The 24243-nt window shown below is 62.6% G+C and carries 23 protein-coding genes; 13 read left to right on the top strand and 10 right to left on the bottom strand.

Going from position 1 to position 24243, the window contains the following annotated elements:
- From AC1Q5P_RS11065 to AC1Q5P_RS11035, 7 genes are all read left to right on the top strand, one after another.
- Complete coding sequence (locus AC1Q5P_RS11065) at positions 1–843, top strand: class III extradiol dioxygenase subunit beta (RefSeq protein WP_039336079.1); 843 nt, start codon at positions 1–3, stop codon at positions 841–843.
- A 71-nt stretch (positions 844–914) separates the two neighbouring features.
- On the top strand, positions 915–1859 hold the full coding sequence (locus tag AC1Q5P_RS11060; RefSeq protein WP_039336078.1) for a Gfo/Idh/MocA family oxidoreductase: 945 nt from the start codon (positions 915–917) through the stop codon (positions 1857–1859).
- 155 nt (positions 1860–2014) lie between these two features.
- The gene (locus AC1Q5P_RS11055; RefSeq protein ID WP_492518963.1) at positions 2015–2803 is read left to right on the top strand and encodes a CmcJ/NvfI family oxidoreductase; all 789 of its coding nucleotides are present in this window, start codon (positions 2015–2017) and stop codon (positions 2801–2803) included.
- A gap of 56 nt (positions 2804–2859) precedes the next feature.
- Positions 2860–4341: a lignostilbene-alpha,beta-dioxygenase NOV2 gene (nov2, locus tag AC1Q5P_RS11050; RefSeq protein ID WP_492518962.1), complete on the top strand. Its 1482-nt coding sequence runs from the start codon at positions 2860–2862 to the stop codon at positions 4339–4341.
- Complete coding sequence (locus tag AC1Q5P_RS11045) at positions 4338–5255, top strand: SDR family oxidoreductase (RefSeq protein WP_492518961.1); 918 nt, start codon at positions 4338–4340, stop codon at positions 5253–5255. The genes nov2 and AC1Q5P_RS11045 overlap by 4 nt, the downstream gene beginning before the upstream one ends.
- Before the next feature lie 194 nt (positions 5256–5449).
- Positions 5450–6193, top strand: coding sequence for a hypothetical protein (locus tag AC1Q5P_RS11040; RefSeq protein WP_492477410.1), 744 nt, complete (start codon positions 5450–5452; stop codon positions 6191–6193).
- Between the two features lie 82 nt (positions 6194–6275).
- Positions 6276–6923 (top strand): Crp/Fnr family transcriptional regulator, encoded by a 648-nt coding sequence (locus tag AC1Q5P_RS11035; RefSeq protein WP_492518960.1) that lies wholly within the window; start codon positions 6276–6278, stop codon positions 6921–6923.
- A 22-nt stretch (positions 6924–6945) separates the two neighbouring features.
- Here AC1Q5P_RS11035 and AC1Q5P_RS11030 read toward each other — a convergent pair whose 3' ends face one another.
- Positions 6946–7563, bottom strand: a complete 618-nt coding sequence (locus AC1Q5P_RS11030; protein WP_492518959.1) for a DUF4142 domain-containing protein — start codon at positions 7561–7563, stop codon at positions 6946–6948.
- A 104-nt stretch (positions 7564–7667) separates the two neighbouring features.
- Positions 7668–9254: a hemerythrin domain-containing protein gene (locus tag AC1Q5P_RS11025; RefSeq protein ID WP_492518958.1), complete on the bottom strand. Its 1587-nt coding sequence runs from the start codon at positions 9252–9254 to the stop codon at positions 7668–7670.
- 258 nt (positions 9255–9512) lie between these two features.
- On the opposite strand from AC1Q5P_RS11025, the gene AC1Q5P_RS11020 reads away from it, so the two are divergent.
- Genes AC1Q5P_RS11020 through AC1Q5P_RS11010 form a run of 3 tightly spaced genes read left to right on the top strand, consistent with a single transcriptional unit; the run spans position 9513 to position 12006 of the window.
- Positions 9513–10142, top strand: coding sequence for a Crp/Fnr family transcriptional regulator (locus AC1Q5P_RS11020; protein ID WP_492518957.1), 630 nt, complete (start codon positions 9513–9515; stop codon positions 10140–10142).
- On the top strand, positions 10139–10837 hold the full coding sequence (locus AC1Q5P_RS11015; protein ID WP_492518956.1) for an SRPBCC family protein: 699 nt from the start codon (positions 10139–10141) through the stop codon (positions 10835–10837). Before AC1Q5P_RS11020 ends, AC1Q5P_RS11015 begins: the two co-directional genes overlap by 4 nt.
- A complete protein-coding gene (locus tag AC1Q5P_RS11010) occupies positions 10837–12006 on the top strand; it encodes a zinc-dependent alcohol dehydrogenase (RefSeq protein ID WP_492518955.1) in 1170 nt (389 codons plus the stop codon). Before AC1Q5P_RS11015 ends, AC1Q5P_RS11010 begins: the two co-directional genes overlap by 1 nt.
- A gap of 3 nt (positions 12007–12009) precedes the next feature.
- Here AC1Q5P_RS11010 and AC1Q5P_RS11005 read toward each other — a convergent pair whose 3' ends face one another.
- Entirely contained in the window at positions 12010–12465 is a 456-nt protein-coding gene (locus AC1Q5P_RS11005) for a DUF6766 family protein (RefSeq protein WP_052242722.1), read from the bottom strand.
- Between the two features lie 234 nt (positions 12466–12699).
- Between AC1Q5P_RS11005 and AC1Q5P_RS11000 the strand changes: the two genes are divergently transcribed.
- Complete coding sequence (locus AC1Q5P_RS11000) at positions 12700–13233, top strand: CinA family protein (protein WP_492518954.1); 534 nt, start codon at positions 12700–12702, stop codon at positions 13231–13233.
- A 723-nt stretch (positions 13234–13956) separates the two neighbouring features.
- Here AC1Q5P_RS11000 and AC1Q5P_RS10995 read toward each other — a convergent pair.
- The 6 genes from AC1Q5P_RS10995 to traA form a co-directional block, all read right to left on the bottom strand.
- Positions 13957–14925 (bottom strand): hypothetical protein, encoded by a 969-nt coding sequence (locus AC1Q5P_RS10995; protein ID WP_492518953.1) that lies wholly within the window; start codon positions 14923–14925, stop codon positions 13957–13959.
- Entirely contained in the window at positions 14922–15992 is a 1071-nt protein-coding gene (locus tag AC1Q5P_RS10990; RefSeq protein ID WP_492518952.1) for a DUF262 domain-containing protein, read from the bottom strand. Before AC1Q5P_RS10990 ends, AC1Q5P_RS10995 begins: the two co-directional genes overlap by 4 nt.
- A 31-nt stretch (positions 15993–16023) precedes the next feature.
- Positions 16024–17106, bottom strand: a complete 1083-nt coding sequence (locus AC1Q5P_RS10985) for a BsuBI/PstI family type II restriction endonuclease (protein WP_492518951.1) — start codon at positions 17104–17106, stop codon at positions 16024–16026.
- Entirely contained in the window at positions 17103–18827 is a 1725-nt protein-coding gene (locus tag AC1Q5P_RS10980) for an HsdM family class I SAM-dependent methyltransferase (protein WP_492518950.1), read from the bottom strand. The genes AC1Q5P_RS10985 and AC1Q5P_RS10980 overlap by 4 nt, the downstream gene beginning before the upstream one ends.
- Positions 18828–19369: 542 nt before the next feature.
- The gene (locus tag AC1Q5P_RS10975; protein WP_492518949.1) at positions 19370–20134 is read right to left on the bottom strand and encodes a DUF6118 family protein; all 765 of its coding nucleotides are present in this window, start codon (positions 20132–20134) and stop codon (positions 19370–19372) included.
- An 11-nt stretch (positions 20135–20145) separates the two neighbouring features.
- A complete protein-coding gene (gene traA / locus AC1Q5P_RS10970) occupies positions 20146–23040 on the bottom strand; it encodes a Ti-type conjugative transfer relaxase TraA (protein WP_492518948.1) in 2895 nt (964 codons plus the stop codon).
- A gap of 173 nt (positions 23041–23213) precedes the next feature.
- Here traA and AC1Q5P_RS10965 point away from each other — a divergent pair, with 173 nt between their 5' ends.
- Positions 23214–23516, top strand: a complete 303-nt coding sequence (locus tag AC1Q5P_RS10965) for a conjugal transfer protein TraD (RefSeq protein ID WP_492518947.1) — start codon at positions 23214–23216, stop codon at positions 23514–23516.
- Positions 23517–23538: 22 nt separating this feature from the next.
- Positions 23539–23805: a conjugal transfer protein TraD gene (locus AC1Q5P_RS10960; RefSeq protein WP_492518946.1), complete on the top strand. Its 267-nt coding sequence runs from the start codon at positions 23539–23541 to the stop codon at positions 23803–23805.
- An 8-nt stretch (positions 23806–23813) separates the two neighbouring features.
- Here the strand turns inward: AC1Q5P_RS10960 and AC1Q5P_RS10955 are convergent, their stop codons facing one another.
- Positions 23814–24182: a single-stranded DNA-binding protein gene (locus AC1Q5P_RS10955; protein ID WP_492518945.1), complete on the bottom strand. Its 369-nt coding sequence runs from the start codon at positions 24180–24182 to the stop codon at positions 23814–23816.
- Between the last annotated feature and the right edge of the window lie 61 nt (positions 24183–24243).

The raw sequence follows: 24243 nt of genomic DNA, 5'->3' as shown, positions 1-24243 counted from the left end.
ATGGCCAAGATTACTGCTGGCGTCGGCTCCAGCCACGTTCCGCTGCTTGGCGTCGCTGTCGACCAGGGCAAGTGGCAGGACGACTACTTCGGCCCGATCTTCAAGGGCTACGAGTGGACCCGCGAATGGGAAGCCCGCGAAAAGCCCGACGTGGTGATCCTGGTCTACAACGACCACGCTTCGGCCTTCGACGCGAACATCATCCCGACTTTCGCAATCGGCTGCGGCGAGCACTACAAGTCGGCCGACGAAGGCTGGGGCCCGCGCCCGGTGCCGGACGTGGAAGGCCATGCCGACCTCGCTTGGCACATCGCGCAGAGCCTGATCCTCGAAGACTTCGACATGACCATCATCAACGAGATGGACGTCGACCACGGGTTGACCGTGCCGCTTTCGATGATGTTCGGCCAGCCGGAGAAATGGCCGGTCAAGGTCGTGCCATTGGCGGTGAACGTCGTCACCTACCCCGTCCCCTCGGGCAACCGGTGCTGGGCGCTGGGCGAGGCGATTGCCCGCGCCGTGGAAAGCTTCCCCGAGGACCTCAACGTGCAGATCTGGGGCACCGGCGGCATGAGCCACCAGCTTCAGGGCCCGCGCGCCGGGCTACTCAACCGTGAGTGGGACAACAAGTTCCTCGACATGCTGGAATCGGACAATGACGATGTCCGCCACATTCCGCACATCGAGTACCTGCGCGAAACCGGCAGCGAAGGCATCGAGATGGTGATGTGGCTGATCATGCGCGGGGCGCTGGGGAAGAAGGTCAAGCGCCTCAACCGCCATTACCACATTCCGTGCAGCAACACCGCGATCGGGCACATCGTGCTCGAACCCGCGGACTGACAAACCCAATCCACCCTTGCCGGGCAACCTCACCGGTTGCCCGGTCCTTTTTTGCAAGAAAGGGAACAGACATGCGCATAGCCTTGGCCGGCGCCGGCGCGTTCGGCGAAAAGCACCTCGATGGCCTGAAGAACATCGACGGCGTCGAAATCACCTCGATCATCAGCCGCACCGGCGAACAGGCCGCTGCAGTTGCCGCCAAGTACGGCGCCAAGCACTCGTCGACCGAGCTGGAAGACGCACTGGCGCGCGACGATGTGGATGCGGTGATCCTGTGCACGCCGACGCAGATGCACGCCTCGCAGGCCATCGCCTGCATGAAGGCGGGCAAGCACGTGCAGGTGGAGATCCCGCTGGCCGACAGCTGGGCGGATTCGCAGGAAGTGCTGCGCGTTCAGGAAGAGACCGGCAAGGTCTGCATGGTCGGCCACACCCGTCGCTTCAACCCCAGCCACCAGTTCGTGCACAACCGGATCAAGGCAGGCGAGTTCAACGTCCAGCAGATGGACGTGCAGACCTACTTCTTCCGCCGCAAGAACATCAACGCCAAGGGCGAGCCGCGTTCGTGGACCGATCACCTGCTGTGGCACCACGCCGCGCACACGGTTGACCTGTTTGCCTATCAGGCGGGCAAGATCGTCAAGGCCAATGCCATCGAAGGGCCGATCCATCCCGAGCTGGGCATTGCCATGGACATGTCGATCCAGTTGAAGAGCGAAACCGGTGCGATCTGCACGCTGTCGCTTTCGTTCAACAACGACGGACCGCTCGGCACCTTCTTCCGCTACATTGGCGATACCGCGACCTACATCGCGCGTTACGACGATCTGGTGAATGGCAAGGAAGAGCCGATCGACGTTTCGAAGGTCGACGTCAGCATGAACGGCATCGAACTTCAGGACCGCGAGTTCATCGCCGCGATCCGCGAGGGGCGCGAGCCGAACAGCTCGGTGCAGAAGGTGTTCGACTGTTACCGCGTGCTGGGCGAGCTGGAACAGCAGCTGGCGGCCGGTTGATTTGGAAAGGCCCGCCCGAAACGGCGGGCCTTTTTCGTTGGGGTACGATCACACTGCCCTCCATTGTCGTCACTCCGGGTCAGGCCCGGGGTGACGTGAATTGAAAGCGTTAAAGCCGGACCCGCGCCAAAAGCAGGCCGGCAGAGGAGAGCATGATGGAAGCGCTGATTGCCTACTCGGGCCGCAAGTTCGCGCGGCCGCGCTACTATGCCAACGCCCATGAGCGCGACGAGGTGGACATCGTCCCCGTGCCCATGACCATGACCGATGCGCGGGGGCTGGGCACCAGCATCGACCGCGAGGGCTTCGAGCTCGTCCCGCACAAGAGCGCCGTCACTGATTTCGCCGACCGCGACAAGGTTGCGCGCGTGCATATGCGCGAAATCGAGGACCTGGTGCAGGCGCGCACCGGTGCGGACTTTGTCCACGTTGGCGCGCCGGGGCTGCTGCGCTTTTCCGAGAAGAGCGGCAAGGCGGGGAGCCTCGACAATTCGATGCCTGCACGTTTTGCCCATATCGATATCTCGGACCGCACGGCGCAGGCCTTCGGCGAACGAGGGGCGAACGGGCGGATCTTCGTGCGATGCGCGCACTACAACGTGTGGCGCGCCATCTCGCCGCCGCCGCAGGACGTGCCGCTGGCGTTCTGCGACGCGCGCAGTATCTCTGCGCAGGACCTGATCGCAGCCGATGCCGTGTTCGATGCGCCGGGGCAGCCAGAGTGGTCGTTCGAGGGGGTGGTCGTCGCGCACAATCCGGCGCACCGCTGGCACTGGTTCTCGCAGATTACGATCGATGAAGCCGTCCTGTTCAAGACCAATGACAGCGATCCTGCGCGCGCACACCACGTTCCGCACGTCGCGTTCGACCTGCCTGATTGCCCCGACGACGCTCCTCCACGGGTTAGCATCGAAATGCGTGCGACCGCCTATTGGTGGGCTTGATTGACTTGCGCTTTGCGCTACACATACCGTAACAAATGATAGGGTGAGGTGTGGTGATGGGTGCGTATCCGCAGACGATCTACTTTACCGGCGCAAACGAGCCGGTGGGGCAGGAAGTGGACCTGCGCGGGCTGAAGGTGGAGGGCGACCTGCCAGCGGAAGTGCGTGGCAGCTTTTATCGCGCCGTGCCTGATCCCGCTTTTCCGCCCATGTTCGACAATGACCACACGCTTTCGGGCGATGGCATGGTCAGCCGCCTTTCGTTCAACGCTGATGGCACGGCGGACTTCCTGATGAAGTTCGTGGAAACCGCGCGCTACAAGGCCGAGCAGGCGGCGGGCAAGGCGCTGTTCGGCAAGTACCGCAATCCGTTTACCGATGATCCTTCGGTGCAAGGCGTCGACCGCACCGTGGCCAACACCACTCCGGTGTGGCACGCCGGACGCCTGCTGATGGCCAAGGAGGACGGCCGGCCCTATCGCGTCGATCCCAGGACGCTGGCGACGCTTGGCTCCTACGATTTCGGCGGCGCGCTCAAATCTGAAACGATGACCGCGCACGTGCGGATCGATGCCGAGACGGGCGAACTGTTCTTCTATGGTTACGAGGCAGACGGGCAGGCCTCGACCAAGGTCGCCTATTGCATCGTTGCGCCCGATGGCACGCTGAAGTCGGAACAGTGGTTCGATGCGCCCTATTGCGCGATGATGCACGATTTCACGATCAGCAAGAACTACGCTCTGTTCCCGATCTACCCGACGACAGCGGACCTTGACCGGTTGAAGGCGGGCGGGGAGCACTGGCACCATCAGCCGGAGCTGGAATCCTGGCTGGGCGTGATGCCGCGTTATGGCGACGTGCGCGAGATCAAGTGGTTCAAGGGGCCGAAGGGTTGCCATTCGTACCACATGATGAACGCGTGGGAGGACGAGGGCGGCATGCTCCACTTCGACGCTTGCCTCAACAATACCAACGCCTTCGCCTTCATCCGTGAGCCTTCGGGTATCCAGATGGGTCCGCAGGACATGCAGGGCGCGCTGACCCGCTGGACGGTCGATCCGCGCAGCGAAGGCGGCGAGGTTACAGAGACGATCATCGGCCCTCCCGGGGATTTCCCGGTGATCCCGGCGAAGTTGCAGGGACGTCCCTACAAGACCGGCTGGATGCTCTCGATGAACCCCGAGTTGCAGGGGCCGCCGTTGTTTGCAGGGCCGGTGGGCGTGAGCTTCAACCTGCTGCTCCGTCTGGACGGGATGGATACAGCCAGCCCCCAGGTGACCAATGCACTCGCCCTGCCACCGATGGCCGGATTCAACGAGCCGGTGCATGTGCCCGCTGCTGATCAGGCCAAGGATGGTTGGCTGGTGTTCATCATGGACCAGCAGACCGGTGACAACCAGTTCGTGCATGAAGCCTGGGTGGTCGATGCCGGGAACATCGGTGCAGGGCCGGTGGCGAAGGTCCACATTCCAACGCGGCTGCGTCCGCAAGTGCATGGCTGGTGGGTGCCGCAGGCGCAGTTGGACGCTCTGGCATGAGCCGTATCGTCATCACCGGAGCTTCGGGTAATTATGGCCGCGGCGTTACCGACCGGCTGATCGCGCTGGGGCGTGCAAGCGACCTCATCCTGATCACCCGCAAGCCTGAGAAGCTCAGCGACCGCGCCGCGCAAGGCTGCGTCGTGCGCTACGGCGATTTCGACAAGCCGGGAACGCTGGTCGAGGCGGTGCAGGGCGCTGACAGGATGCTGCTGATCTCGGGCACGCGGGTTGGGGCGCGCGTGGTGCAGCACAAGGCGGCGATCGACGCTGCGGCTGCGGCGGGCGTTGGGCATGTGGTTTACACCAGCTTCATCGGCATCGACGATCCCGCCAACCCCGCCGAAGTGCGGCACGATCATATCGAGACCGAACGCCTGATCCGCGCCTCGGGTTGCGGCTGGACGATGCTGCGCGATGCCCACTATGCCGATGCGATGATCCTGATGGCCGGCCCCGGCGTGATGCAGAGCGGCAAGTGGTTTTCCAACGCCGGAGAGGGCCGCGAGGCGATGGTCTGGCGCGACGACTGCATCGAGAGCGCGGTGGCGGTCCTGACCGGTGAAGGCCACGAGGGCCGAATCTACAACATTACCGGGCCGGAATTGCAGACCTTCGGCGAAGTTGCGGCGATCATGGCCGAAGTGACCGGGCGGCCTGTCGAATACGTCTCGCTGGATGACGAAGGCCAGTATGCGATGTTCGACGCCATGGGCATCCCGCGCCGCCCGGTCGATGATCTGGAAATTGCCGGCATCCCGTGGAACAGCGACGACATGGTGTCTTTCGGCCGCGCCATCCGCGAGGGGTTCCTTGAGCTCTGCACCGATGATGTCCAGCAATTGACCGGGCGCAAGGCGCGATCGGTCCGTCAGATGATCAAGGACAACGCGGCCACGTTGCGCGGGGCCTGAAGGGTTGCGGCCGTCCCGGCCAGTGCCAACGATCGTGTGAGGCCTTTGTCCACCCGGATCGCATGGCTTTTGCGCAGCCTCCAGCTTCCGTTCGTCGTTTTTCGAAATCGTTCCAGTAACTTGACCTGCCCAAAAGGGAAACATCGCAGTCGTTGCAACGTTCACTCTGCACAACCAGCAAGGGGACGAGCAGCATGGCAAGAGATGACGGCACCTCCCTTTTGACGCCGGAATTGATCGTGGCCGAAAAGGTCATTGCGCACGATGGCGCACGATCGCTGGCCAGGGCCGAGCACGGTGGACTTCTCGGTGTCACGTGCCTGCAGGACGCGCCCTACATGGCCGCCTACGAGTGCTTCGACAGCTATTCGGCGTTCGAACGCTATCTCGATTATGGCGGGCCCGACCTGATACCGTCCGTGCGCCTGCTGCTTTCGGAATACTGCCGCCACGCGCTCGATCGGGCATGGTTCTACTACCCCGATGCATTGCCGGAAGAGGGTGTCGCTAAGGACGACATCCGCAACGGCTATATCCTGCGGCGCCTCAATTTTCCCTTGGAAGACCTTTATCCAGACAGCCAGCCTGCGGGACAGGTTGGCCAAGAGATCTATGGCAGCGGCGCGGCGCTGATCTACACCACCCGCAGCTTCAGGCGGATCGAGGGCGTTCCTTTCCTGATCTGGTGCGACGTCTTTGTCCGCGCCGTTCACAAGATCGACGCAACCACCATCAGCATGCGCATCGATGGCCCGGCCGGGACCGAAGCGCGGCTCGCGCTGGTGATGGAAGATGGCAGCACGACTGACGGCATCGAACCGCGCCTGGCCACATCCGACGGCCGAGCCCTGCCCTTCGAACTGCAAGACGGTCGCCTCGAAGCGCGCCTTCCCGCTGACGCTTCGCTCCTCTTCGCCTGGAAAGAGACCAAGAAATGATGAAAGCCGCGCTCAAGACCGAAGAAGGCGCTTCCCACGCCGAGCGGGCGCCGATTTCGAAGCCGCGTGGAACCTGAAAGGCATGGCACAGACAAGGCAGCCTTCCGCACCTCGCCTGTTCGACAGGGGCTCTCATCTTGCAAGAGCAGGCGATCGGCGCGCGGAGATCTATCGCATCAAGGAAGGCTGGGCCTGTCGCTATGACATTCTCGCAGATGGACGGCGGCAGATAACCGACCTCTATCTTCCCGGTGACTATTGTGAGCCACAATGGCTGATCACCAGGGATGCCACAGCGCCCATCATGGCCCTGACGCGCCTTGCGGCTGAACCGATCTCTGTCGATCTGCTCTACCGGCAGGATCAGGAAGGGATCAAACAGGTACTCGCGGGGATCGTCCGCAACCTGGAGAGGCAAACCCAATGGCTCGTCCGCCTCGGGCGGAAGAATGCGACGGAACGCATTCTTGAGCTGCTTGGCGATCTTTACGAGCGACTTGGCTCAAGCGATCAACCGACATTGATCTCGTTAAGCCAGGTCGAAATAGCCGATGTCGTGGGTTTGACCCCGGTTCACGTCAACCGGATCCTTCATCGCCTCGCCGAGAAAGGCCTTGTCATTCAGCAAGGGCGTAGCCTGTTCGTCATGCCACTCATCGTGTCGGGTGCAGAAGCAGGACCCGAAAGGTGCCCGGTCAGGAAGCCGGACGCGGTTCATACCGGTAGCTGAAGCGCGCGTGCGTTGGCTGTCCTCAGGGCTGCATGTTGCGGACTTCGGCCAGGTGCTTCTGGACGACGGGCGCAGTCTTGGCGGCAAAGTCCATCAACGGCTTCGCGTCCCCGCTGCTCGCATATGTCGTCAGCATGGCATAGGCTTTCTCGTGCGCTTCCACCTGCTGCCGGATGTAAAGATCATGGGCGGATTTGCCATCGGCAGCCTGAAGCTGCTGGAGCTTGCCCTGCTGCGCATCGGTGAGGATGGGGGCTTGGCGCAACTGAACGCCCTCGATCTTGCTCGCAGCAGCCTGAAGCGCGTTCGCAGAAGAAGTGTGATCGCGGATCATCATCTGCGCAAAATCTCGCAGATCGCCTGTGACTCCCTTTGACTGGACGATCCTGGCACTTTCCAGTTCGAACTGGTCGCTGCCGGAAGCCGCATCGACAAAGGCCTGGCCGGTGAGGGGCAGGGCCTCTCCGGCAACAGCGCCGGTTCCGGGAGTTGCAGTGGCCGCAGCGCTATCGTCTGCAGCATCGGTGGCCGGGCCGGTTGCAGCGCCTTCATCGCCCCGGGGTGCGTTGCACGCTCCAAGAGCGGCGGCGAGCGCCACGACGACTGCGGTGCGGCTTGCGCCTTTCGGAAGTAGGGGCATGGAATGGTTCTCCTTTTCCTGCAGATTCCGGGGTTGTGTCTCTCATAATGCAGAGTGAAGGGGCCGGACATTCACGCCCGACCCCGACACTTTCCGCTCAGAGTTCAGTTCCGGTTGTCCCAACCCCTGCGGGCGGCTTCCGAATGCCCACGGGAATCCCCGAACCAGCCACCGTGGCCGCCGCTTCCACCGCGACCGCGACCGCGATCGTCGTCGTCATCGTCTCGCCCGCGATAGGAGCGGGAAGAACCACGGTCATCGTCGTCGCGACCGCGCGACGAGCGCGTTGATCCGCGGTCTTCCCAGCCCCGGCGCGAAGCTTCGGAGTGTCCTTCGGGATCACCGAACCAGCCGCTGCGGCCATGATCGGGGTTGTCCCAGCCGCGACGCGCCGCTTCGGAATGGCCGCGCGAGTCCCCGTACCAGCCGCTGTCGCCATGATCAGGGTTGTCCCAACCCCGGCGTGCGGCCTCGGAGTGCCCGCGGGAATCGCCATACCAGCCGCGCCCGTCGTTGCCGCCGCCATTTCCGCGGCCATTTCCACCTTGGCGGCGCCCGCCGCGATCGTCGTCGTCGTCGCGGCTGCTCCCGCGTGACGAATAGCCACGGTTGTCGTCGTCGTCGTCATCGCGCGACGAACGCGACGAGCCACGGTCCTCCCACCCGCGACGGGCTGCTTCGGAATGGCCACGCGAATCTCCGTACCAGCCGCGTCCATCATCATCACCGCGGCCGCCCCCGCTACGCCCGTTACTGCGCCCGTAGTCGCGGTCGTCGTCGTTGCGGCCCCGACTCGATCCGCCGCCATTGCGAGAGCTGGTGAAGCGCCCATCCTCATCGCGTTCGCGACCGGAGCCGCCGTCGCGGCGGGATCCGCGATCATCGTCCGAACCGTTGCGGCCTCCTGCACCGCCTCTGGCAAATCGACCCTGATCGTCGCGTTCCTGCCCGCGCTGTTGATAACTGGCCATTTCGTATTCCTCTCGTTGGTTGTTCGTGGATCGAATGTGGATCGCCACCGGCTCTCCGCCGGGGAGACGATCGCGCTGTTCAAGCTCGGCACGGCGCTGCTTCAGCCGTTGAGCCAGTTCCGGGGTGTCCACCCCATGCGCCTGGGCTTTGGCAAAGATGCCGTCCTTGCCGCTTTCTTCCTCCCCGACATGGTGCTTGACCTGTTCGGCCAGCACCTTGACCTTGGCATCCCGGAAGGGATCGTCATCGCGCAGGTTCATGAGATCGGCGATGAGCACCTTCGCGCTGTCATGTTCGACCTGCGCCTCGTTCAGCGGGTCGTCTTCCGGGATGCTGTCCCGACACACCGGGTAGAAGATTTCCTCTTCCAGCATCGTGTGCAGGGTCAGCGCTTTGCAGACCTCCTCGATGAGCGTCTGCTTTTCCTCCTCGCCAGCCTTCTCGAAGCGGGCGAAAAGCTGTTCGGCCTTGCGATGATCGGCCTTCAGGCTCGCAATCGCGCTCCGATCCGGGTCAGTCGTTCTTGCTGCGCCCGTCTTTGCTGCACCTTGCTTGCCAGCGGTCTTGCGAGCCTGCTGCGCCCTGGCCCCGTTTGCGCCGCCGCTGCCGGATGAGCTCTGTGACTTGTTCTCGTCCCCGACAGCGGAACTGCCCGGTTTGGCGTTCGCCGTATTCTCGGCGGCCTCGTCGTTTGGCTTGGCGCCAGCCTGTGATGCCATGGGATTGCCTCCTCTCTCTGTGCCCGGCTGCAAGCGCCGGATCGCATCGGGAAAAGGCCGCACGCAGCGTGTTCGATCCTCTGCGCTAACCTGGTTGAAGCAATGTCCGCCGTGCGGGCCACACCTGCGGCGAACAGATCGGCGCGCTCTGTCCACGGCACGCCTCAAACGCGGAAAACCTTTCTACATTAATGGGTTAGTCCTGCATCAGTCGTTCATGATGCAGTGAGCGGGTGCAGCACGATTGGATGCCAGCCCATGCACAAGCGAATATCGGAAGTTCCTTGGAGACAATTCAGGCGGTACGAACATCTCGCCCGCGCAGGGGACCGCTCTGACTGCATATACTGCATCAAGGATGGCTGGACGTGCCGCTACGAGTTGCTCCGCGACGGCCGCCGCCAGATCACGGCGCTTTATCTGCCCGGGGAGTACTGCGAACCGCACTGGCTCCTGTCCGGCCAGGCCCGTCTGCCAGTGATGGCCCTGACGCGCCTGACCGCGAGGCCGATTCCGCTTGGCCAGATCGATCACCCCGGCGAGGGCGGGGTCAGGAATGTCCTTCACGCCATGGTCCAAGCCATGGAGCGGCAGGCGCAATGGATTACCCGCCTTGGCCGCAAGAACGCCACCGAACGGATCGTGGAGCTTCTCGCCGATCTGCGCGCCAGGCTGGGCAGTGATGACGACAAGGTCGTGATACCGCTGACCCAGCGCGAGATTGCTGACATCGTGGGGCTGACGCCTGTCCACGTGAACCGCGTGCTGCACCGGCTGGCTGAACAGAACTGCGTTCACCTGTGCGGCAGAAGCCTGCTCGCATCCACGCAGATGGATCACAGCACCGAGCAGCACCCATGCGCTGAAAAGCAAGGAGAACAAGGATGAGCAGGCACGAACCACCCTCGGGCCGACAGGCATTGGCGGCTGTGGCCATGACGACGGCGATCGCTGCAGGCATCGGGCTGGTGCTCGGAGCAAGGCGTCGGCCCCGTGACGTGAGTGGGGACTCTGCTCCGGGCTATGCCGCGCGACGGTCATTCGGGAGCTATGCGGTAAGCGGCCGCAGCGTGACCATTGCCCGTCCGCGCGAGGAGTTGTTTGCGTTCTGGCGCGACTTTGCAAATCTCGCCCGGTTCATGGAGAACGTCGAGGACGTGCGGCCGGTCGGCGGGGACGGGCACAATGTCTGGACGATCCGCGCGCCTGCGGGACGGACCGTCGCAATCGAAACGGTGATTGCGCGCGAGGAACCGGGCGAGCTGATTGCGTGGCGTTCGGTTGCCGGGTCGGACATCGATACCGAGGGGCGCGTGACGTTCGAGGATGCACCGGGCGAGCGGGGGACCCGGGTTAGCGTGCGCATCGCCTACAAGCCGCCAGCCGGCGAACTGGGGCGACTGTTTGCCAAGCTGCAGGGGCGGGAACCTGAAATCCAGGCACGTCGCGATCTGCGCCGGTTCAAGATGCTGATGGAGGCAGGGGAAATAGCGACATCGGCAAGATGCAAGGAGCAGACCCGCGCTGCAAGGCAGGCGCGCGAGGAACAGGACCAGGCTTCCACTCCAGCGGAGAACGCATGATGCGCGCATTGACCTTTCACGGCACGCAGGACGTCCGTGTCGACACCGTCGACGATCCCGAGATCATCAACCCGCGCGACGCAATCATCCGCGTCACCTCGACGGCGATTTGTGGTTCCGATCTCCATCTGTATGATGGCGTGATCCCCGGGGTGATGCCCGGAGACATTCTTGGCCACGAGTTCATGGGCGAAGTGGTTGAAACCGGGCCGCTCAGCACGCTTGTCAGAGGACAGCGCGTGGTGGTGCCCTTTACCATCAGCTGCGGCCGCTGCTTCCATTGCAATCGTGAGGAGTTTTCCGCCTGCGACAATTCCAACCCGGCCGAAAAGCAGGACCTGGCGGAAAAGGCCTATGGCCACGCGACGTCAGGGATCTTCGGCTATTCGCACATGACCGGGGGCTATTCGGGCGGCCAGGCGGAGTTTGTCCGGGTGCCATTCTCCGACGTCGGCCCCATCGTCGTGCCCGAGCATCTGGATGACGAGCAGGTCCTGTTCCTGTCGGATATCCTGCCGACGGGGTGGATGGCAGCGGAGAACGCACAGATCGAACCCGACGATACCGTAGCCATCTGGGGATGTGGTCCCGTTGGCCTGTTTGCAGTTCAGTCCGCTCTCGCCATGGGGGCGGACAAAGTCATTGCAATAGATCATTATCCCCACCGGCTCGAGCTGGCGCGTGGTCTCGGTGCAGATATCATCAACTTCCGCGAGACCAATGTTCTCGAGGCACTGATGGACATGTCAGGCGGCCTTGGTGTCGATGCGGTGATCGACGCGGTGGGCATGGAAGCGCACGGCTTTGCGATCGACAACATCTTCGATATCGCCAAGCAGAAGATCGGTATCGGCGCCGACCGGGCCGCTGCGCTGCGTCAGGCGCTGCTGGCTGTCCGCAAGGGCGGGCGCGTTTCGGTTCCCGGTGTCTATGGCGGACTGGCCGACAAGTTTCCGCTCGGCGCGCTCATGGAAAAGGGGCTGCAACTGCGCACCGGGCAGACTCACGTGCAGCGGTACATGAAGGATCTGCTTGCGCGGATCGAGGACGGCACGCTCGACACCACGTTCCTCATCAGCCATCGCCTGCCGTTGGAAGAAGCGGCCACGGGATATCGGAACTTCAAGGAGCAACAGGATACCTGGACCAAGGTCGTGCTCAAACCCTGACACTCATGATCCGTCGGCGCGCTCCTGCTCGTGTCCATGGGGGCGGGGGTGCCCATGGTGACGCAGGTATCTGTCGTCGATCCCCTGGAGCAGGGCATCCGCGCGTTCGCCGGCTTGCAACCGTATCAGGGCATCGATCTTCGCTTCCATGCGGTCATCGTTTTCCTTCGATGTGGGCGATCCGACATAAAGGAAGTAGGCGAGCCCGATCACCTGCCACATCAATTGCAGAAATTCCGACTGCCAGTTCTCGAAGGTATCGCGCAGCATCTCATCCAGATAGGCGCTCCATTCCGGCATCTGCCCATGCGTCTGCGACTCATCCACGTAGGCTTTCCAGCCAAACCACCAGTGCAGGGCAAAGGAACCGAGGAAGAAGGCCAGCGTGATCCAGCCGTAGGCGTATTTGCCCCATATCCCGCGGCGGGATGCCTGATCCTCTGTGCGGCTTTCCGGCATCGCTTCGCTCCATTGCAGTCGCGTTGGTACTCACCCGGGCAAAACCGGTGGCCAGTCGGATAGGTTCCAAGCATATGAAAAGGCGATGGAAACTGGAACCTAACGGCAAACCTCCGATTGACCTTCGTGACAAGCAAACGCGTCGTGACAGACACGCCAAAGCCGGGGCGGCTGGCTGGGAGAGGCTGGTCGCTCCTCAATGGCGCCAGTCCATGTTCGGCCAGGAGATGATGCATGCCAACGGACGACTTGCCTGACGGTATCGAGAGTGCCGAAAATCATGCCAGAAAGGTTCTGGCGCAGATCTCGGCAGCGGGCCTGACGGTGGCGACTGCCGAAAGCTGCACTGGCGGGCTGCTTGCATCGTTGCTGACCGACATCGAGGGTTGCAGCAGCGCATTTGATCGCGGCTTCGTGACCTATTCGGCCGCTTCAAAGACCGAAATGCTGGGAGTACAGGCCAACGTGATTGCCATGTTCGGTGTCGTCAGCCGCGAGGTGGCTATGGCAATGGCGCAAGGTGCATTGGAAAACAGCAGCGCGGATATCGCCTTAGCCATCACCGGCTTTGCGGGCCCTGGCGGAGCGCGCGACGAGGCCGGACTGGTCCACCTTGCCGCCAGCGGCAAAGGCCATCTTGCGATCACGCGCGAATGCCATTTCGGCCTCGCGGACCGGGCGCTCGTCCGTCAGCGGTCCATCAACGCAGCGCTGGAAATGCTGGAGGAAGCCTGTGAGCGCCTGACCGACTGGCGCAAACGGACATGAAGTGGTCGGGGAGATAGGATTCGACCATTCCGGTTAAAATATTGAAATTCAATCAAAAGTAGATTCAAGAAAAACGTCAGTTACCTGCACCGTTACCAACACGAAAATGGGCTGGAAAATGGTTGCAGTGCAGTCCGATTCATCTCCCGCTGCTCCCCTGCAGCGGTATCATCAAAGACGGCACCCTTGCAACGGCGCGAAGCCGCCAGACGCCCTGCGCCCGGGCCTGTGGGCCAGCGGGCGTCCGGCAATGAGAGAGGCAAGTGTGCCAGCGGGTCAGCACAAAGACCCCGCACCCTCAGGAGCGCGCCAGCGCGGGACAGAGTGCGTCAACAAACAATCCCGCTCAACTTCCTGCTCCTGATCGTCACCCGAATGGGCCGGGACTACAGGCCTGGTCCGCGCCAGCGGATAGAGCAGGTAGCCCGAAGGGCAGCTCACGCTAACATAGCCGTCGCTCACTGGACGAAATCGGTATGTCAAAAGGCGACCTTCATTCACCTCGGCTCTGGAGGGATAGAAAGTCGGGCCTTGGGATTTAGCAGTCGTTCCTTCGCGACATGCCGAGTGACCGATCCGGTCAGGATTCGACGCTCGGCGTTTATCCTACTGCGCAGTAATTGCAGCGGGATCTGGGCGGATCATGCCCGGCTGCTTGATCAACGGCCGCGTTCGCTGGTGTCGGTAGTCCCGCTCGGAAATCGGTCGGCTGCGGCAGATTTGTCAACTTATACGGATGATCTTCGGGTTCGGGTCGGCCATCCATGCCGGCAGTTCCATATTGTCATGGACAAAAATGGTCGTGCGGTTCCAGCGCTCGGCCAGTCTCGCTTTTAGGTCAACGTCGGCGGCATTGGCCAAAGCCTGAACCGTGAAAGCATATGGAGAAAGGTCTGCGGGAAGGACCGTCAGACGATTCCTCTCGGAGGCAATGATCTCGGGGAAATGCTCCGCCTTCTTCCCACACAGGCGCAACACCTTAAGGATAGAGTCGGCTAACCGCTTACGGTCTTGTGGCAATTGATCGTCAGTCCATGTCGCATTTAGCTCCCGGAGCACGGCCGTCGTGTCTTCCGTCACTTGATCTACCTTCGCGACGCCCGGCGCATCAGCGAGCCGTTCCGCTTCGGCAATGGCGATCTCAGAGTGTTCGAGCATGGCTTTGACCTGAAAGGCTATGCGCTCGCGCGGCCAGCTGACCTGGTCGGACTTGTAGATAAGGTCGTGAGTAGCGACCCCCCAAGCATATTGCAGGATGGTCTTGACCTGGACCTCGAACGGAAGCCCATCAAGGTCGGTGTTGCGACCGGTCGTGGACTCAGGCTGTTGCACATAGAGCCTAAGGTCATCGAAGAGGAAGCTGGAAGCTGGCTTGTTCGTCTTCTGAGCATCCGGCGGCCGGCGGGTTTGCAATGGATAGATGTCCGTCACCAACCTTTCTGCTTCATCAATCTGACCGAGGGTCGGGACAACAACGGTGCATGCGAAGAAATCCTCCGGTCGGCGTGGATCACTTACCCGACCCGTTTCCAGCTTCAACGCATAGCTCTCCAGCTGCTTAACTCGCGAAGTGAAGAACCATTGCCTCTGCTCGACGCGCGGCTTGAGCCGCTCGTTTACGTCGGCGGAGAGCCGCTGATAGAGCGGCTCACATTCGTCGAAGAGTGCTCGAACAGAACGGGCGATCTTCACACTACGCCGCTCCCGGGCTCGCACAGCGCGGTCGCGAGTGCGCGATGGCGCGTAAGCCGGGGGGTAGTATCGGTACTCGCGCCACGAATGTTGGCGGCATAGTCGGCAACCGCAACCTTCCAGGGATCGTCACCCGGCGCTTCTGCTTCGATGGGAGTAGCAAGACGCTGGGACACCCCAGCCATGAAATCCATATAGCGCTTAGCGAGCACCTCGGCTGCTGGCAACCGCGCCGCCTCAAGGGTGAGCACCCCCCAAAGGCTGTAGAAGTGGCCTTGCACTTTCAGTGCATCGCGAACCCCTTCGTCAGCGCTGACCATGGCGCTGACCAGGGATTTGCATCGGGTGATTTCAGCTTTGAAGTCGTCCTCGACGAACAGCTCTATTTCCTCGATCTCCTCGTAATCGGCATAGATCTCATCGAGGTCATCCTGATCGAACCCGCTGATTGCTTTGCGTATCGTAAGTGCGAAAAGCTCAGAGATGAATTGGGTGTCGGACATGCGCTTCGCCCGCGCCGCCGTCACTACCCCAAAGTCCCGCCATTCCTCCGCCGTCGATTCCGTCTCAACCGCACGAATGAACCAACCGTCGTATTTAGCGTGGCGCATCTCCTGGGGGGTGAGCTGCCGGGAATTCCTGTTGATGCGCTCGAACGTGTTGCGGATCGCCGCTTCACCTGCGTCCGGCAGCATCTCGACGATCAGGATATAGTTCCAAAATTTCTCACGCGTGGCCTTTTCGAGGTCCTTCCAACGCTTTTTTCGCAGCGTTATGTCGCTGAAATCATCGGAAATAGCGAACTTGTTGTCGCGGAACATGATGATGGTCTGCAGCCGCTGCTTCCCATCGACCACGTGATAGGTGGAGCGCCCATTCTCATCCAATGTCTTGTGCAGGAAGATGGGCGGCGCCGGGTAATTGTTCAGAATAGTGTCGATGAAATATCGACGGTCACGCGGCGACCAAACACTACGCCGCTGATATGGCGGGTCAAGATTGAGCTGCCCCTTATCATATAGGTCGAGGAACCAACTGATGTCCTGTGTTGTCGGCGTGCGGCTCATGAATGATCCTCAGAATGAAATGGGTGCATATTCAAAGCGCTTCCACGAGTGTGGCCAAGGTGACGGCGCTTGCACTGCCTTCGCGCAGGATGACGATGTGATGCGGTTCGGACACGAACCAGGCGAACGAATCCCAAGCAAGGCCCGAAACAGTCTTGCGGAATCCAGCTGACTCCCTGTCGCGATATGCGGTCACGAAGGCGACCTGACTGCGATTGAACCCTGCGGCGTCGGTCAGCGCATAAATCGCCTCTTGCCTGCGTTCTGTTACCGCTCCGTCGGTCGCCACGACTTCAATGAACACCAGCAATGGGTCCGCCGGGGCAAGATCGACCAGAATGATGTCAGGGAGGTTTTTGTCGGCTTCGATTTTCAGGCCGATGGACTGCGCAAGCCTGTCATCGCGGGCGACCACCTTGTTGCCGCTTTCGCTCAGCCAAAGCACCGCCGGGGCACCGAGGAACTGTTTGGCGAAAACCTCGATCACTGCATGCGCGATAATCGAGCTGGGACCGGGGGCGAGCTTGCGGGTCTCACCATTGGGGAATGCGACAAGGATACCGTCGTTGCTGCCAGCGGCGCCGGCCAGCATAATGGCCACGCGAGCAAGCGCGCTCGCGCTCAAATGCTGTGTCTGGAAGTTTGCGATGGCAGCGTCCAGCGCCTCGTGCCGGAGTGCGGGGTCAAAGAGCTGTGCAAAATCCGACTTGAGGGCATAACGTGGCCGGCCGGAGGTCGTTGCCATGGGGATGGCGATGATCGCACCTACCGCAACCAAGCCTTCGCGCAGCGTTTCATCGCGGATGGGCTCGCGCGTGTTATCGGCGTACCAGCGGCGGCCCTCGACCGTCGGCCCATTGGGCTTCCAAACGTCGCGATAGGACTCCCGCGCCTCGGGTTCTTCGATCGCCGCCTGCTCGTGCGTCATGCGATAGACATGCTTCGGGCCGAGATAGACATCTTGGCCATCGACCGCACCGATATACAGCGCCGTGAATACCGTGCTCGCCGCCAGTTCCCGCGTACAATAGACCCGATTGGGGGTGCCCTCCGGGAAAATGAGCTGGAGCCGTTCCAGGACATTTTCCCGGCTTATGTATGGGGGAAGACTCATTTCTTAGTAGGTTCTCTATAAAGCCGGGCGCATTCCGCCTCGATGGCGGCTTTGCAGGCTCGGTCGGCGACTAGCCGGGACAAGTGAACGAGTTCCTCCGGGGCAGGCAGCGGCATCGCCTCAAGCTCGTAAGCAGAGACCGCGACGCTTCCGCTCACGCATCGGAACGCGCGATCGACCGCCTGGCTGTTGAGGAATGCGGCAATGACAGAAACTGGTATGACGGGATCAGCGCCAATGGGGCGGATCATGTTGAGATGGTTCTCGACCACGACCGCACCATGTTTGGCTAGGAAGTCAGCGGGCAACTCGGCCGCTATTAATCGCCTCGCCTGCTCTTTGGCTGTTGTGCGCTGCAGCAGCACGCAGGGGCTGCGCACTGCCAGGAAGCTGTCCCGGCCTCTCAGCTCGAAATAGGGGGCGTGGTTCTTCTTCTCTGCCCGAAACTCAAAGCGCCCATCATTCGTGATTGCCTCGGCCCAGATGAGGGGCAGTCGATCGCGACCGGCATGCTCAGCTAGTTGGGTCTTGAAACGATTCCAGACGAGCGGGCCGGTGCTGACGGTATAGCCCCAATCAGCGAGACGGTGCGTCATGGTTATCAACACCCGAAGCAAGTCACGCTGGCCTTTTGTCCTCGGTAACAACCATGGCCGCGAACAATCGATCGGGAGCGTGCCTTCCCCGACCGATTGAACTTCAACGGCGCCGTCGTCTTGCGGAACCAATTCGTGGATGGCGGCCGGCACTGAGACTGCGCCTCGCCGGTAGGTCGCCAGCAAGGTTTCCTGCAGCACGTCGTCGAACACGCCGCGTCTAGTGCTGACGAAATCGATGGTGACCGGTGGGGCGCTGCTGCCCAGTAAGGCGCGCAGGTTCTTGAAATACTCGCCAGCAAGAAAGCTGGTCGGAGTTACATAGGCGATGACCCCGCCTTGTTTGGTATGGCGCAACGCCAGGTCAGTGAAGAGGCCATAAAGATTGGCATGGCCGTACAGGCTGCGCTTGAAGCGCTGGCGATCCTCGGGAGGAAGCGTGACACGTCCGTAGGGAGGGTTGCCGACCACCAGGTCAAAACGATCCCGTGGCGCGGTCCGTTGCAAGCTGTCGCCGACCGATACGACCACGGGTAACCCTTTGCCCGCGACGCGGGTCAAGGGCAGCACCATGGCATCCAGCGTCACTTGGGAAAGCCAGGCCCCGAAGGGGTCCAGTTCATAACCGCGCAGGCGACTCCCGATATTACGCAGCAAGATTGCGGGCGCGCAATCGGGGAGGGCGTCCATGATCCGGCGGGCGACTGGCGCAAGGAATGCGCCCCCGCCGCAGGCCGGATCGAGCACTCGCGCCGTAGCCCAATCGGTGCCCGCCAGCGTCGCTTGATCCAGCAGGCGTGCGGTCAAGGCGGGCGGTGTGTAAAAGATCCCGTGAGTGGAGCGATGGTCGGGGGGGAGCATGCCGGTATAGGCGCGGCCGATCTGATAGGCCCCGCGTTCAGGTTCAAGCGCGGCGATACTTGCCCCAAGGCTTTCGGCGAGGGCATGAGCGGATTTGGGCAGCTTCCTGATAGCAAAGCTCTCGATCGGCGTACGCAGGGGAAGCGAACCGCCGTCGTTAGCCGTCAGGTTGGCCCACCAGGATGCGACCAGCTGGTAGCCGAAGCTGCGGGCAAGGTCGAGCCGGGCGTTGGCTGGAGTCGCCGACGCCAGGGCACGGCTCATGACCCGGCCCGCCTCGATGGTTCTAGCGACGTCGGTGACCGCCGATGCTTCCTGTAGTGACCATTTCGTGGCCCTCACGGATTTCCCCTCTTTCCGTAGTCGCTGCGTAGCCTACCACAAACATGAGAACGTATAAAGAACGAACTGCGGCTGCTAAGCCTAGCCGTTGGCGGTAGTTCAAGCAATCAAGGGCTTGCAATTGCAAACAGTCTCGACCCAAATCTGACTTTTCGCCCAGCCACCGAGGTGTTGTTCCGGTTGGGGCAATGCCTCGCGGGATGCAAAACAGGCGTTCCGACTCTTCCAAGCCAATGAGGGCTCGAGGAAAATATGTGCACCGAGTTTCGGAGCGCTGGCCGCGTGGCTACAGCCTTAGGCTGCCAATACCGCAGAGCCCGGGTTGGCAGCTCTCCGGAGAAGAGCTGCGCGCGGCCGGTGCGCCGTTTTGCCGCCAGAAATGTCCGTTATCCCAATCGCGCTCTTGAAAGGGGCCATTCCGGATCGTCCAACGTTGCCGCCATCCATTGTTCCCCAAGGCATGGTTAGGAATTAATCCGTACCTGGCAAGACACTGCAGCTTTGGACTTCTTCGCTGCTTGCTTGCAGCGATCGAGGGCATCGCGATTGCTGCGTTCGAACCTGGCCGCCTCCGCAATTGCATCCCACTGGGCGGGATCCTCCGAGCGGATCAGACGAATGCCGGCCTCAACGATCGAAGGCTGACCGAGAGTCCGCGTTGCCAAGCGTTCGGGCCAGCGCCAGCTCGCCGGCATCGATCTCGCAACCGCGCCAGGCAGGATCGCGCTCAGCAGAGCACCAGCCAGCAAGCAGATTGCGCCAACCTTGTACAATTCCCGTAGCTGCGCTGTTCGTGTCCTCACCTGCTCAACAATACCGAGCAACGACTGAGTCGAGTACCGCAACTCCTGCCGGGTGGAATGAAGCTGCTCGCGATCCTGCCTTCGCGTGGATTCCGCAGCGCGTTCGATCTGCTCAGCGATGCTGCCAGGAGTCAATGCAAGGGCAGGCTGTCTGGCGATCGTGTCGATGCCTTGCGCCATGTCCTTCAGTTGCCCGGACAGCTGACCGAGCGTCGCACTATAATCCGGGATGACAACATCGGCGCGCTCGGCGGCGAGGTGCTCGACAGCTCGCCGCACGAGGGCGATCTGGCCTTCAAGCCGACCGAAGGCCTCTGCCGCCAAGTCGGGTTCGTCGGGCTGTAGCGCGGCCGCAGCTTCTTTCGGCGCGCCATCGCTTTCCGCTTCGAGATCGAGACTGATTTCATCGTCTTCATTCTGGTTCATTGCTTTTCTCCTTAAAGTCCAAAGTCCATGTTGCGGGTCCTTCCGAGCCCGAGGCTCGCGGTGAGCTCGCGTTCAAGGCTGCGTTCGAGCTTGAGTTCGAGGCCAAGCTCGCGGGTGCGTTTGGAAAGGCGGTCGGAGAGCTGCGGATCGCGTTCCAGACCTTTGGCCAACTCGGCCATCTGCCTCGCGACGCCGCGCGCTCCAGCCAGATCGCCACCGCGCTGCAAGGTCTCGCGGGTCTCGGTCATCTGGCGCCAGTCGCTGACAAACTGGTCGGCACGCTTGCCGGGATCGGCGCGCAATTCACCTTCGACTTTCATCGCCTGATGTGCGGTTTGTGAGCGTCCGGCAGCGGCCTCGACAGCGAGGTCCGGCGCACGGTCGAACGCCTTGGCGAGATCGGCAGCGCCATTTGGTCGCAGCATTTCAAGCGCCTTGCCAGCGCGCTCCAGGGCCTCGCTCTGGTGCGGCAGAATCGAAAGACCGCGCGCCTCCATTTGCACCGCCTCGATGTGCGCCTTGGCGTACCGTTCGATCGCGCGGAGCTGGGGATGGGCAGTCGAACCCGAGGCGGGAACCTCTTCGAGCCTGGTCTTGCCCGGCCGGAACCCGTCGAAGATCCCGCGCACCTTGGTCGGGATCTGCCGCACCAATTCGGCGACCTTTTCGCGGAAAGTGATCCCGCGCCGTTCGGCAAAGTCGCGGGCCGGGTTGCGCTCGCCATAGTCGCCCGCCATGTCCTTGGCACGCTCCCGGCCAAGGACCCGGACGAGCTTCAACTGGTCGGCGAAGTCGTCGCGGCCGTAGTGAAGATCGACCTGCTCGCGGTGCCGCGAGAGCGCGACATAGGCTCCGTGGCTGTCCATGCCCGGCGTCGCCAGGACATAGGTGCGATCGACCGTTACCCCTTGCGCCTTGTGGATCGTCGCGGCGTAGCCGTGTTCGAAATGGGCATAGTCCCTGGTGTCAAAGGCGACCTTGCGTCCGTCGTCAGTGCGCACCGCGATACGCCCCGACCTGATCGCCTCGATAGTCGCAAGCGTTCCGTTCTTGATCCCGAGGCCGCGTTCGTTGCGCAGGAACATGAGCCGGTCACCCGAAGCGAACTGGCGTTCGCCGCGCTCGGTCCTGATCTCGACATCGGGCCCAAGTTGCCCCGCCAAACGCAGCCGCTCGCGCGCCATCGCGTTGAGGATGCGGACCTCATCGTTGGTGTGCGTGAGGATGATCCGGCTTGCCTCGGGATTTGCTCGCCGATCGCTATCCCAGCGGGTGACAAGCTGTTCGCGCGTCTCGTCGCGAGTAGCCTCGGCGTGGACCATGCCCTGCTCGGCATAGGTTCCGATTGCTTCCCCGGTGCGACCGGTCGCGAGGTGCCGCGTGGCATCGCGCTGCCAGTCAGCCTGCTGGCGGCGGATCTCGGTGATCTCGACCCCGCCGTGGCGCTGGTGAAGCGCGCGGAAGGCAGCTCCGGCCTCGATCGCCTGGAGCTGCTGCGGGTCGCCGACCAGCACGACCTTGGACCCAGCTTCGGCGGCGCGGCTGAGCACGCGTTCCATCTGCCGGGTGCCGACCATCCCGGCCTCGTCGATCACCAGGACATCGCGCGGACCCAGGAGGTCGCGGCCCTGGTTCCACTGGTGTTCGAGGCTGGCAAGGGTGCGCGAGGCAATCCCCGAACCGTTCTCCAGATTCTCGGCCGCGATCCCCGAAAGCGCAGCGCCGTGCACGGTGTAGCCAGCGCCTTCCCAGGCCTCGCGCGCGACGCCGAGCATCGCGCTCTTGCCGGTCCCGGCATAGCCGATGACGATCGCCAGGCCCGTGCCGCTGGTGACATGGTCGAACGCCGTGTGCTGCTCGCCGGAGAGCAGCAGCTTGCGTTCTTCTGCTCGAGCAACAGCCTGTTCGGCATGGCGCTCGGCAACGCCATGTCGGTCCCGTCCGGCCATGGCATCACCGGCCCGAACGAGCCGCTGCTCGGTCTCGATCATGCCGCGCGAGGTGTATCGCTCAGCGCCCCGGCCATCCTTGCCGAGCGCGATCAGTTCGGGGGCATGCCGCACGGCATCGAGCGCGGCATCGAACTGCTCCTTGCCATCGCTGTGGCGGTGAATGAACGCGGCGAGATCGCGTGCGGTAAAGGTCGCCTGTTGGTGCGTGATCGCTTCGAGCGCGAGCGCGGGATTGGCGATAATCCTTGTCCCGTTCCGCTGCCCAATCGCGCGGTGTTCCTCGATCCGTTCGGCTTCCAGACCGCGCGTGCCGATCCGCGATGCGGCGGGGCCGATCTTGTCCTGCGGTTCGAGCGCGATGCCCTGCTCGGCAAGGCTGCGGTGATCGATCCGCGCATCGATATCGCGCTCCGCTAGCGCCAAATTGACATGCTCGGCCCAGCGCTCGCGCCACTGTTCGATCAGTTCGGAGCGGTTCCAGTCGCGTACCTTGGCACCGAACCCATCGGCGCCAACCTCGCGCATGGTCAGCATGACATGGGCGTGCGGCTTGGGCTTGCCGTCCTCGCCGATATCCCAATGAACATTGAGGTCGGCAATCATCCCTTCGGCGACGAACTCGGCCTCGACAAACTCGCGGGCAAGCTCGATCGCCTCTTCCTTGCTGAGCTCGCGGGGGAGGGCGAACTCGACCTCGCGGGCAAGCTGCGCGTCCTTGCGTTTCTCGGCCTTCTCGACCGCGTTCCAGAGCCGCTCGCGGTCGGCGAACTCAGCGGGCGCGCCTTCGGGCAGCAGCACTTCGGAATGAACGACGCCGGCCTTGTCGGTGAAGTCGTGGGCGCGGTCGAGCCGCTCATCCTGGAGTTTCTCACCCGCGCGATAGGCAGCCGCCGCGACCGAACTGCGCCCGCTCGACCGGCCGATGACTTTCGCGCTGAAGTGGAAGATCGCCATGATGGCCATCCAGTTACGCCATCAAAGCCACGTCGGCACGACGTATAAGCGCGCCCTCTCTCGAATTTTTCTCGTTCGGGACTCAGCCGTATCAGAGCGTCCCGGTGGCCTTGCTGCATTGGACGCGGCGCAGCCGTACATTGGGCGCATCACCTCCCGATGGAGACACGGCCATGCGCAAACCGCGCGATATTGATTCGGAACTGAAGACGCTCGCCGACAAGGCGAGGGCGCTTAAGGAACGCCGCGTGCGCCAGCTTGGCGAGCTGGTGATCGCGACCGGTGGTGATGCGCTCGAGCCCGATGTGCTGGCCGGAGCCTTGCTTGACGCGGCAACCAGCAACGACAGAGCAGCACATGAGGGCTGGCGCGCTCGCGGCGCGGCGTTCTTTCAAGGGAAGGCCAGCAATCAAGGCCGAGCTCGTGGCAAGCCGGATCGGAACCGCCCGGGCGACCGCGGCGAAGCATCGGCTTGAAGCGGCGAAGGCGCGGGCTGACATGCGCGACTGGCAGGTCAAACGCCGCGAACGCACCCGCCAGCTGATCGAGCTGGGCGGGCTGGTGGTGAAGGCGGGCCTGGTTGACCTCACCGACAATGATCGCGCGGCCATCTACGGCGCGCTGCTGACAGTCGCAGCCAAATTGCGCGGGGAAGAGGGGGCGCATGCGCTGGCGCTGTGGAAGCGCAAGGGCAAACGCGCGTTCGAAGCAGAAGCCGAACTCAGGAACGGTAAAGACCCCGGCGAAAGCTCCGCCGGGGCCTGAGCGGCGCGCTACTTCGCGCGCCGCTTGCGGGGCTGCTCGGCAGCGGCTTCCTTGGCCTTGGCGAGGAAGTCGACCTGCTCGGCCACGATCTCGCAGCCGTAGCGGGTCTGACCTTCGCTGTCAGTCCAGCGCGAGTTGTGGATTCGGCCGGTGACCATCACCATCGCGCCCTTGGTGACGTGCTCGGCGACGCATTTGCCGATCCCGTTGAAGCAGGTGATCCGGTGCCATTCGGTCTCGGTCTGACGGCCCCCATCGGCGTCCTTGAAGCTGCGGGTGGTGGCGAGCGAGAGGCTGGTGATCTGGGCGCCTGACTGGGCGGTGCGGACTTCGGGATTGTTGCCAACGAAGCCGACGAGGGTGACGGTGTTCTTCATGAGAGTGACCTTTCGAAGCTCTGGTTCGTCCAAGGGACCATCCCTTTAACTGAGCCACGAA

Source organism: Novosphingobium sp. GW835-FHT14H07, from assembly GCF_058793515.1.
The sequence above is the reverse complement of the archived record's forward strand: the minus strand, read 5'-3'. Positions and strand labels throughout refer to the sequence as shown.

What these genes read in the sequence shown, in the direction of transcription:
- AC1Q5P_RS11065 (WP_039336079.1), top strand. Translation starts at nt 1, where the DNA reads ATGGCCAAGATTACTGCTGGCGTCGGCTCCAGCCACGTTCCGCTGCTT.
- AC1Q5P_RS11060 (WP_039336078.1), top strand. Translation starts at nt 915, where the DNA reads ATGCGCATAGCCTTGGCCGGCGCCGGCGCGTTCGGCGAAAAGCACCTC.
- AC1Q5P_RS11055 (WP_492518963.1), top strand. Translation starts at nt 2,015, where the DNA reads ATGGAAGCGCTGATTGCCTACTCGGGCCGCAAGTTCGCGCGGCCGCGC.
- nov2 (WP_492518962.1), top strand. Translation starts at nt 2,860, where the DNA reads ATGGGTGCGTATCCGCAGACGATCTACTTTACCGGCGCAAACGAGCCG.
- AC1Q5P_RS11045 (WP_492518961.1), top strand. Translation starts at nt 4,338, where the DNA reads ATGAGCCGTATCGTCATCACCGGAGCTTCGGGTAATTATGGCCGCGGC.
- AC1Q5P_RS11040 (WP_492477410.1), top strand. Translation starts at nt 5,450, where the DNA reads ATGGCAAGAGATGACGGCACCTCCCTTTTGACGCCGGAATTGATCGTG.
- AC1Q5P_RS11035 (WP_492518960.1), top strand. Translation starts at nt 6,276, where the DNA reads ATGGCACAGACAAGGCAGCCTTCCGCACCTCGCCTGTTCGACAGGGGC.
- AC1Q5P_RS11030 (WP_492518959.1), bottom strand. Translation starts at nt 7,563, where the DNA reads ATGCCCCTACTTCCGAAAGGCGCAAGCCGCACCGCAGTCGTCGTGGCG.
- AC1Q5P_RS11025 (WP_492518958.1), bottom strand. Translation starts at nt 9,254, where the DNA reads ATGGCATCACAGGCTGGCGCCAAGCCAAACGACGAGGCCGCCGAGAAT.
- AC1Q5P_RS11020 (WP_492518957.1), top strand. Translation starts at nt 9,513, where the DNA reads ATGCACAAGCGAATATCGGAAGTTCCTTGGAGACAATTCAGGCGGTAC.
- AC1Q5P_RS11015 (WP_492518956.1), top strand. Translation starts at nt 10,139, where the DNA reads ATGAGCAGGCACGAACCACCCTCGGGCCGACAGGCATTGGCGGCTGTG.
- AC1Q5P_RS11010 (WP_492518955.1), top strand. Translation starts at nt 10,837, where the DNA reads ATGCGCGCATTGACCTTTCACGGCACGCAGGACGTCCGTGTCGACACC.
- AC1Q5P_RS11005 (WP_052242722.1), bottom strand. Translation starts at nt 12,465, where the DNA reads ATGCCGGAAAGCCGCACAGAGGATCAGGCATCCCGCCGCGGGATATGG.
- AC1Q5P_RS11000 (WP_492518954.1), top strand. Translation starts at nt 12,700, where the DNA reads ATGCCAACGGACGACTTGCCTGACGGTATCGAGAGTGCCGAAAATCAT.
- AC1Q5P_RS10990 (WP_492518952.1), bottom strand. Translation starts at nt 15,992, where the DNA reads ATGAGCCGCACGCCGACAACACAGGACATCAGTTGGTTCCTCGACCTA.
- AC1Q5P_RS10985 (WP_492518951.1), bottom strand. Translation starts at nt 17,106, where the DNA reads ATGAGTCTTCCCCCATACATAAGCCGGGAAAATGTCCTGGAACGGCTC.
- AC1Q5P_RS10980 (WP_492518950.1), bottom strand. Translation starts at nt 18,827, where the DNA reads ATGAGCCGTGCCCTGGCGTCGGCGACTCCAGCCAACGCCCGGCTCGAC.
- AC1Q5P_RS10975 (WP_492518949.1), bottom strand. Translation starts at nt 20,134, where the DNA reads ATGAACCAGAATGAAGACGATGAAATCAGTCTCGATCTCGAAGCGGAA.
- traA (WP_492518948.1), bottom strand. Translation starts at nt 23,040, where the DNA reads ATGGCGATCTTCCACTTCAGCGCGAAAGTCATCGGCCGGTCGAGCGGG.
- AC1Q5P_RS10965 (WP_492518947.1), top strand. Translation starts at nt 23,214, where the DNA reads ATGCGCAAACCGCGCGATATTGATTCGGAACTGAAGACGCTCGCCGAC.
- AC1Q5P_RS10960 (WP_492518946.1), top strand. Translation starts at nt 23,539, where the DNA reads ATGCGCGACTGGCAGGTCAAACGCCGCGAACGCACCCGCCAGCTGATC.
- AC1Q5P_RS10955 (WP_492518945.1), bottom strand. Translation starts at nt 24,182, where the DNA reads ATGAAGAACACCGTCACCCTCGTCGGCTTCGTTGGCAACAATCCCGAA.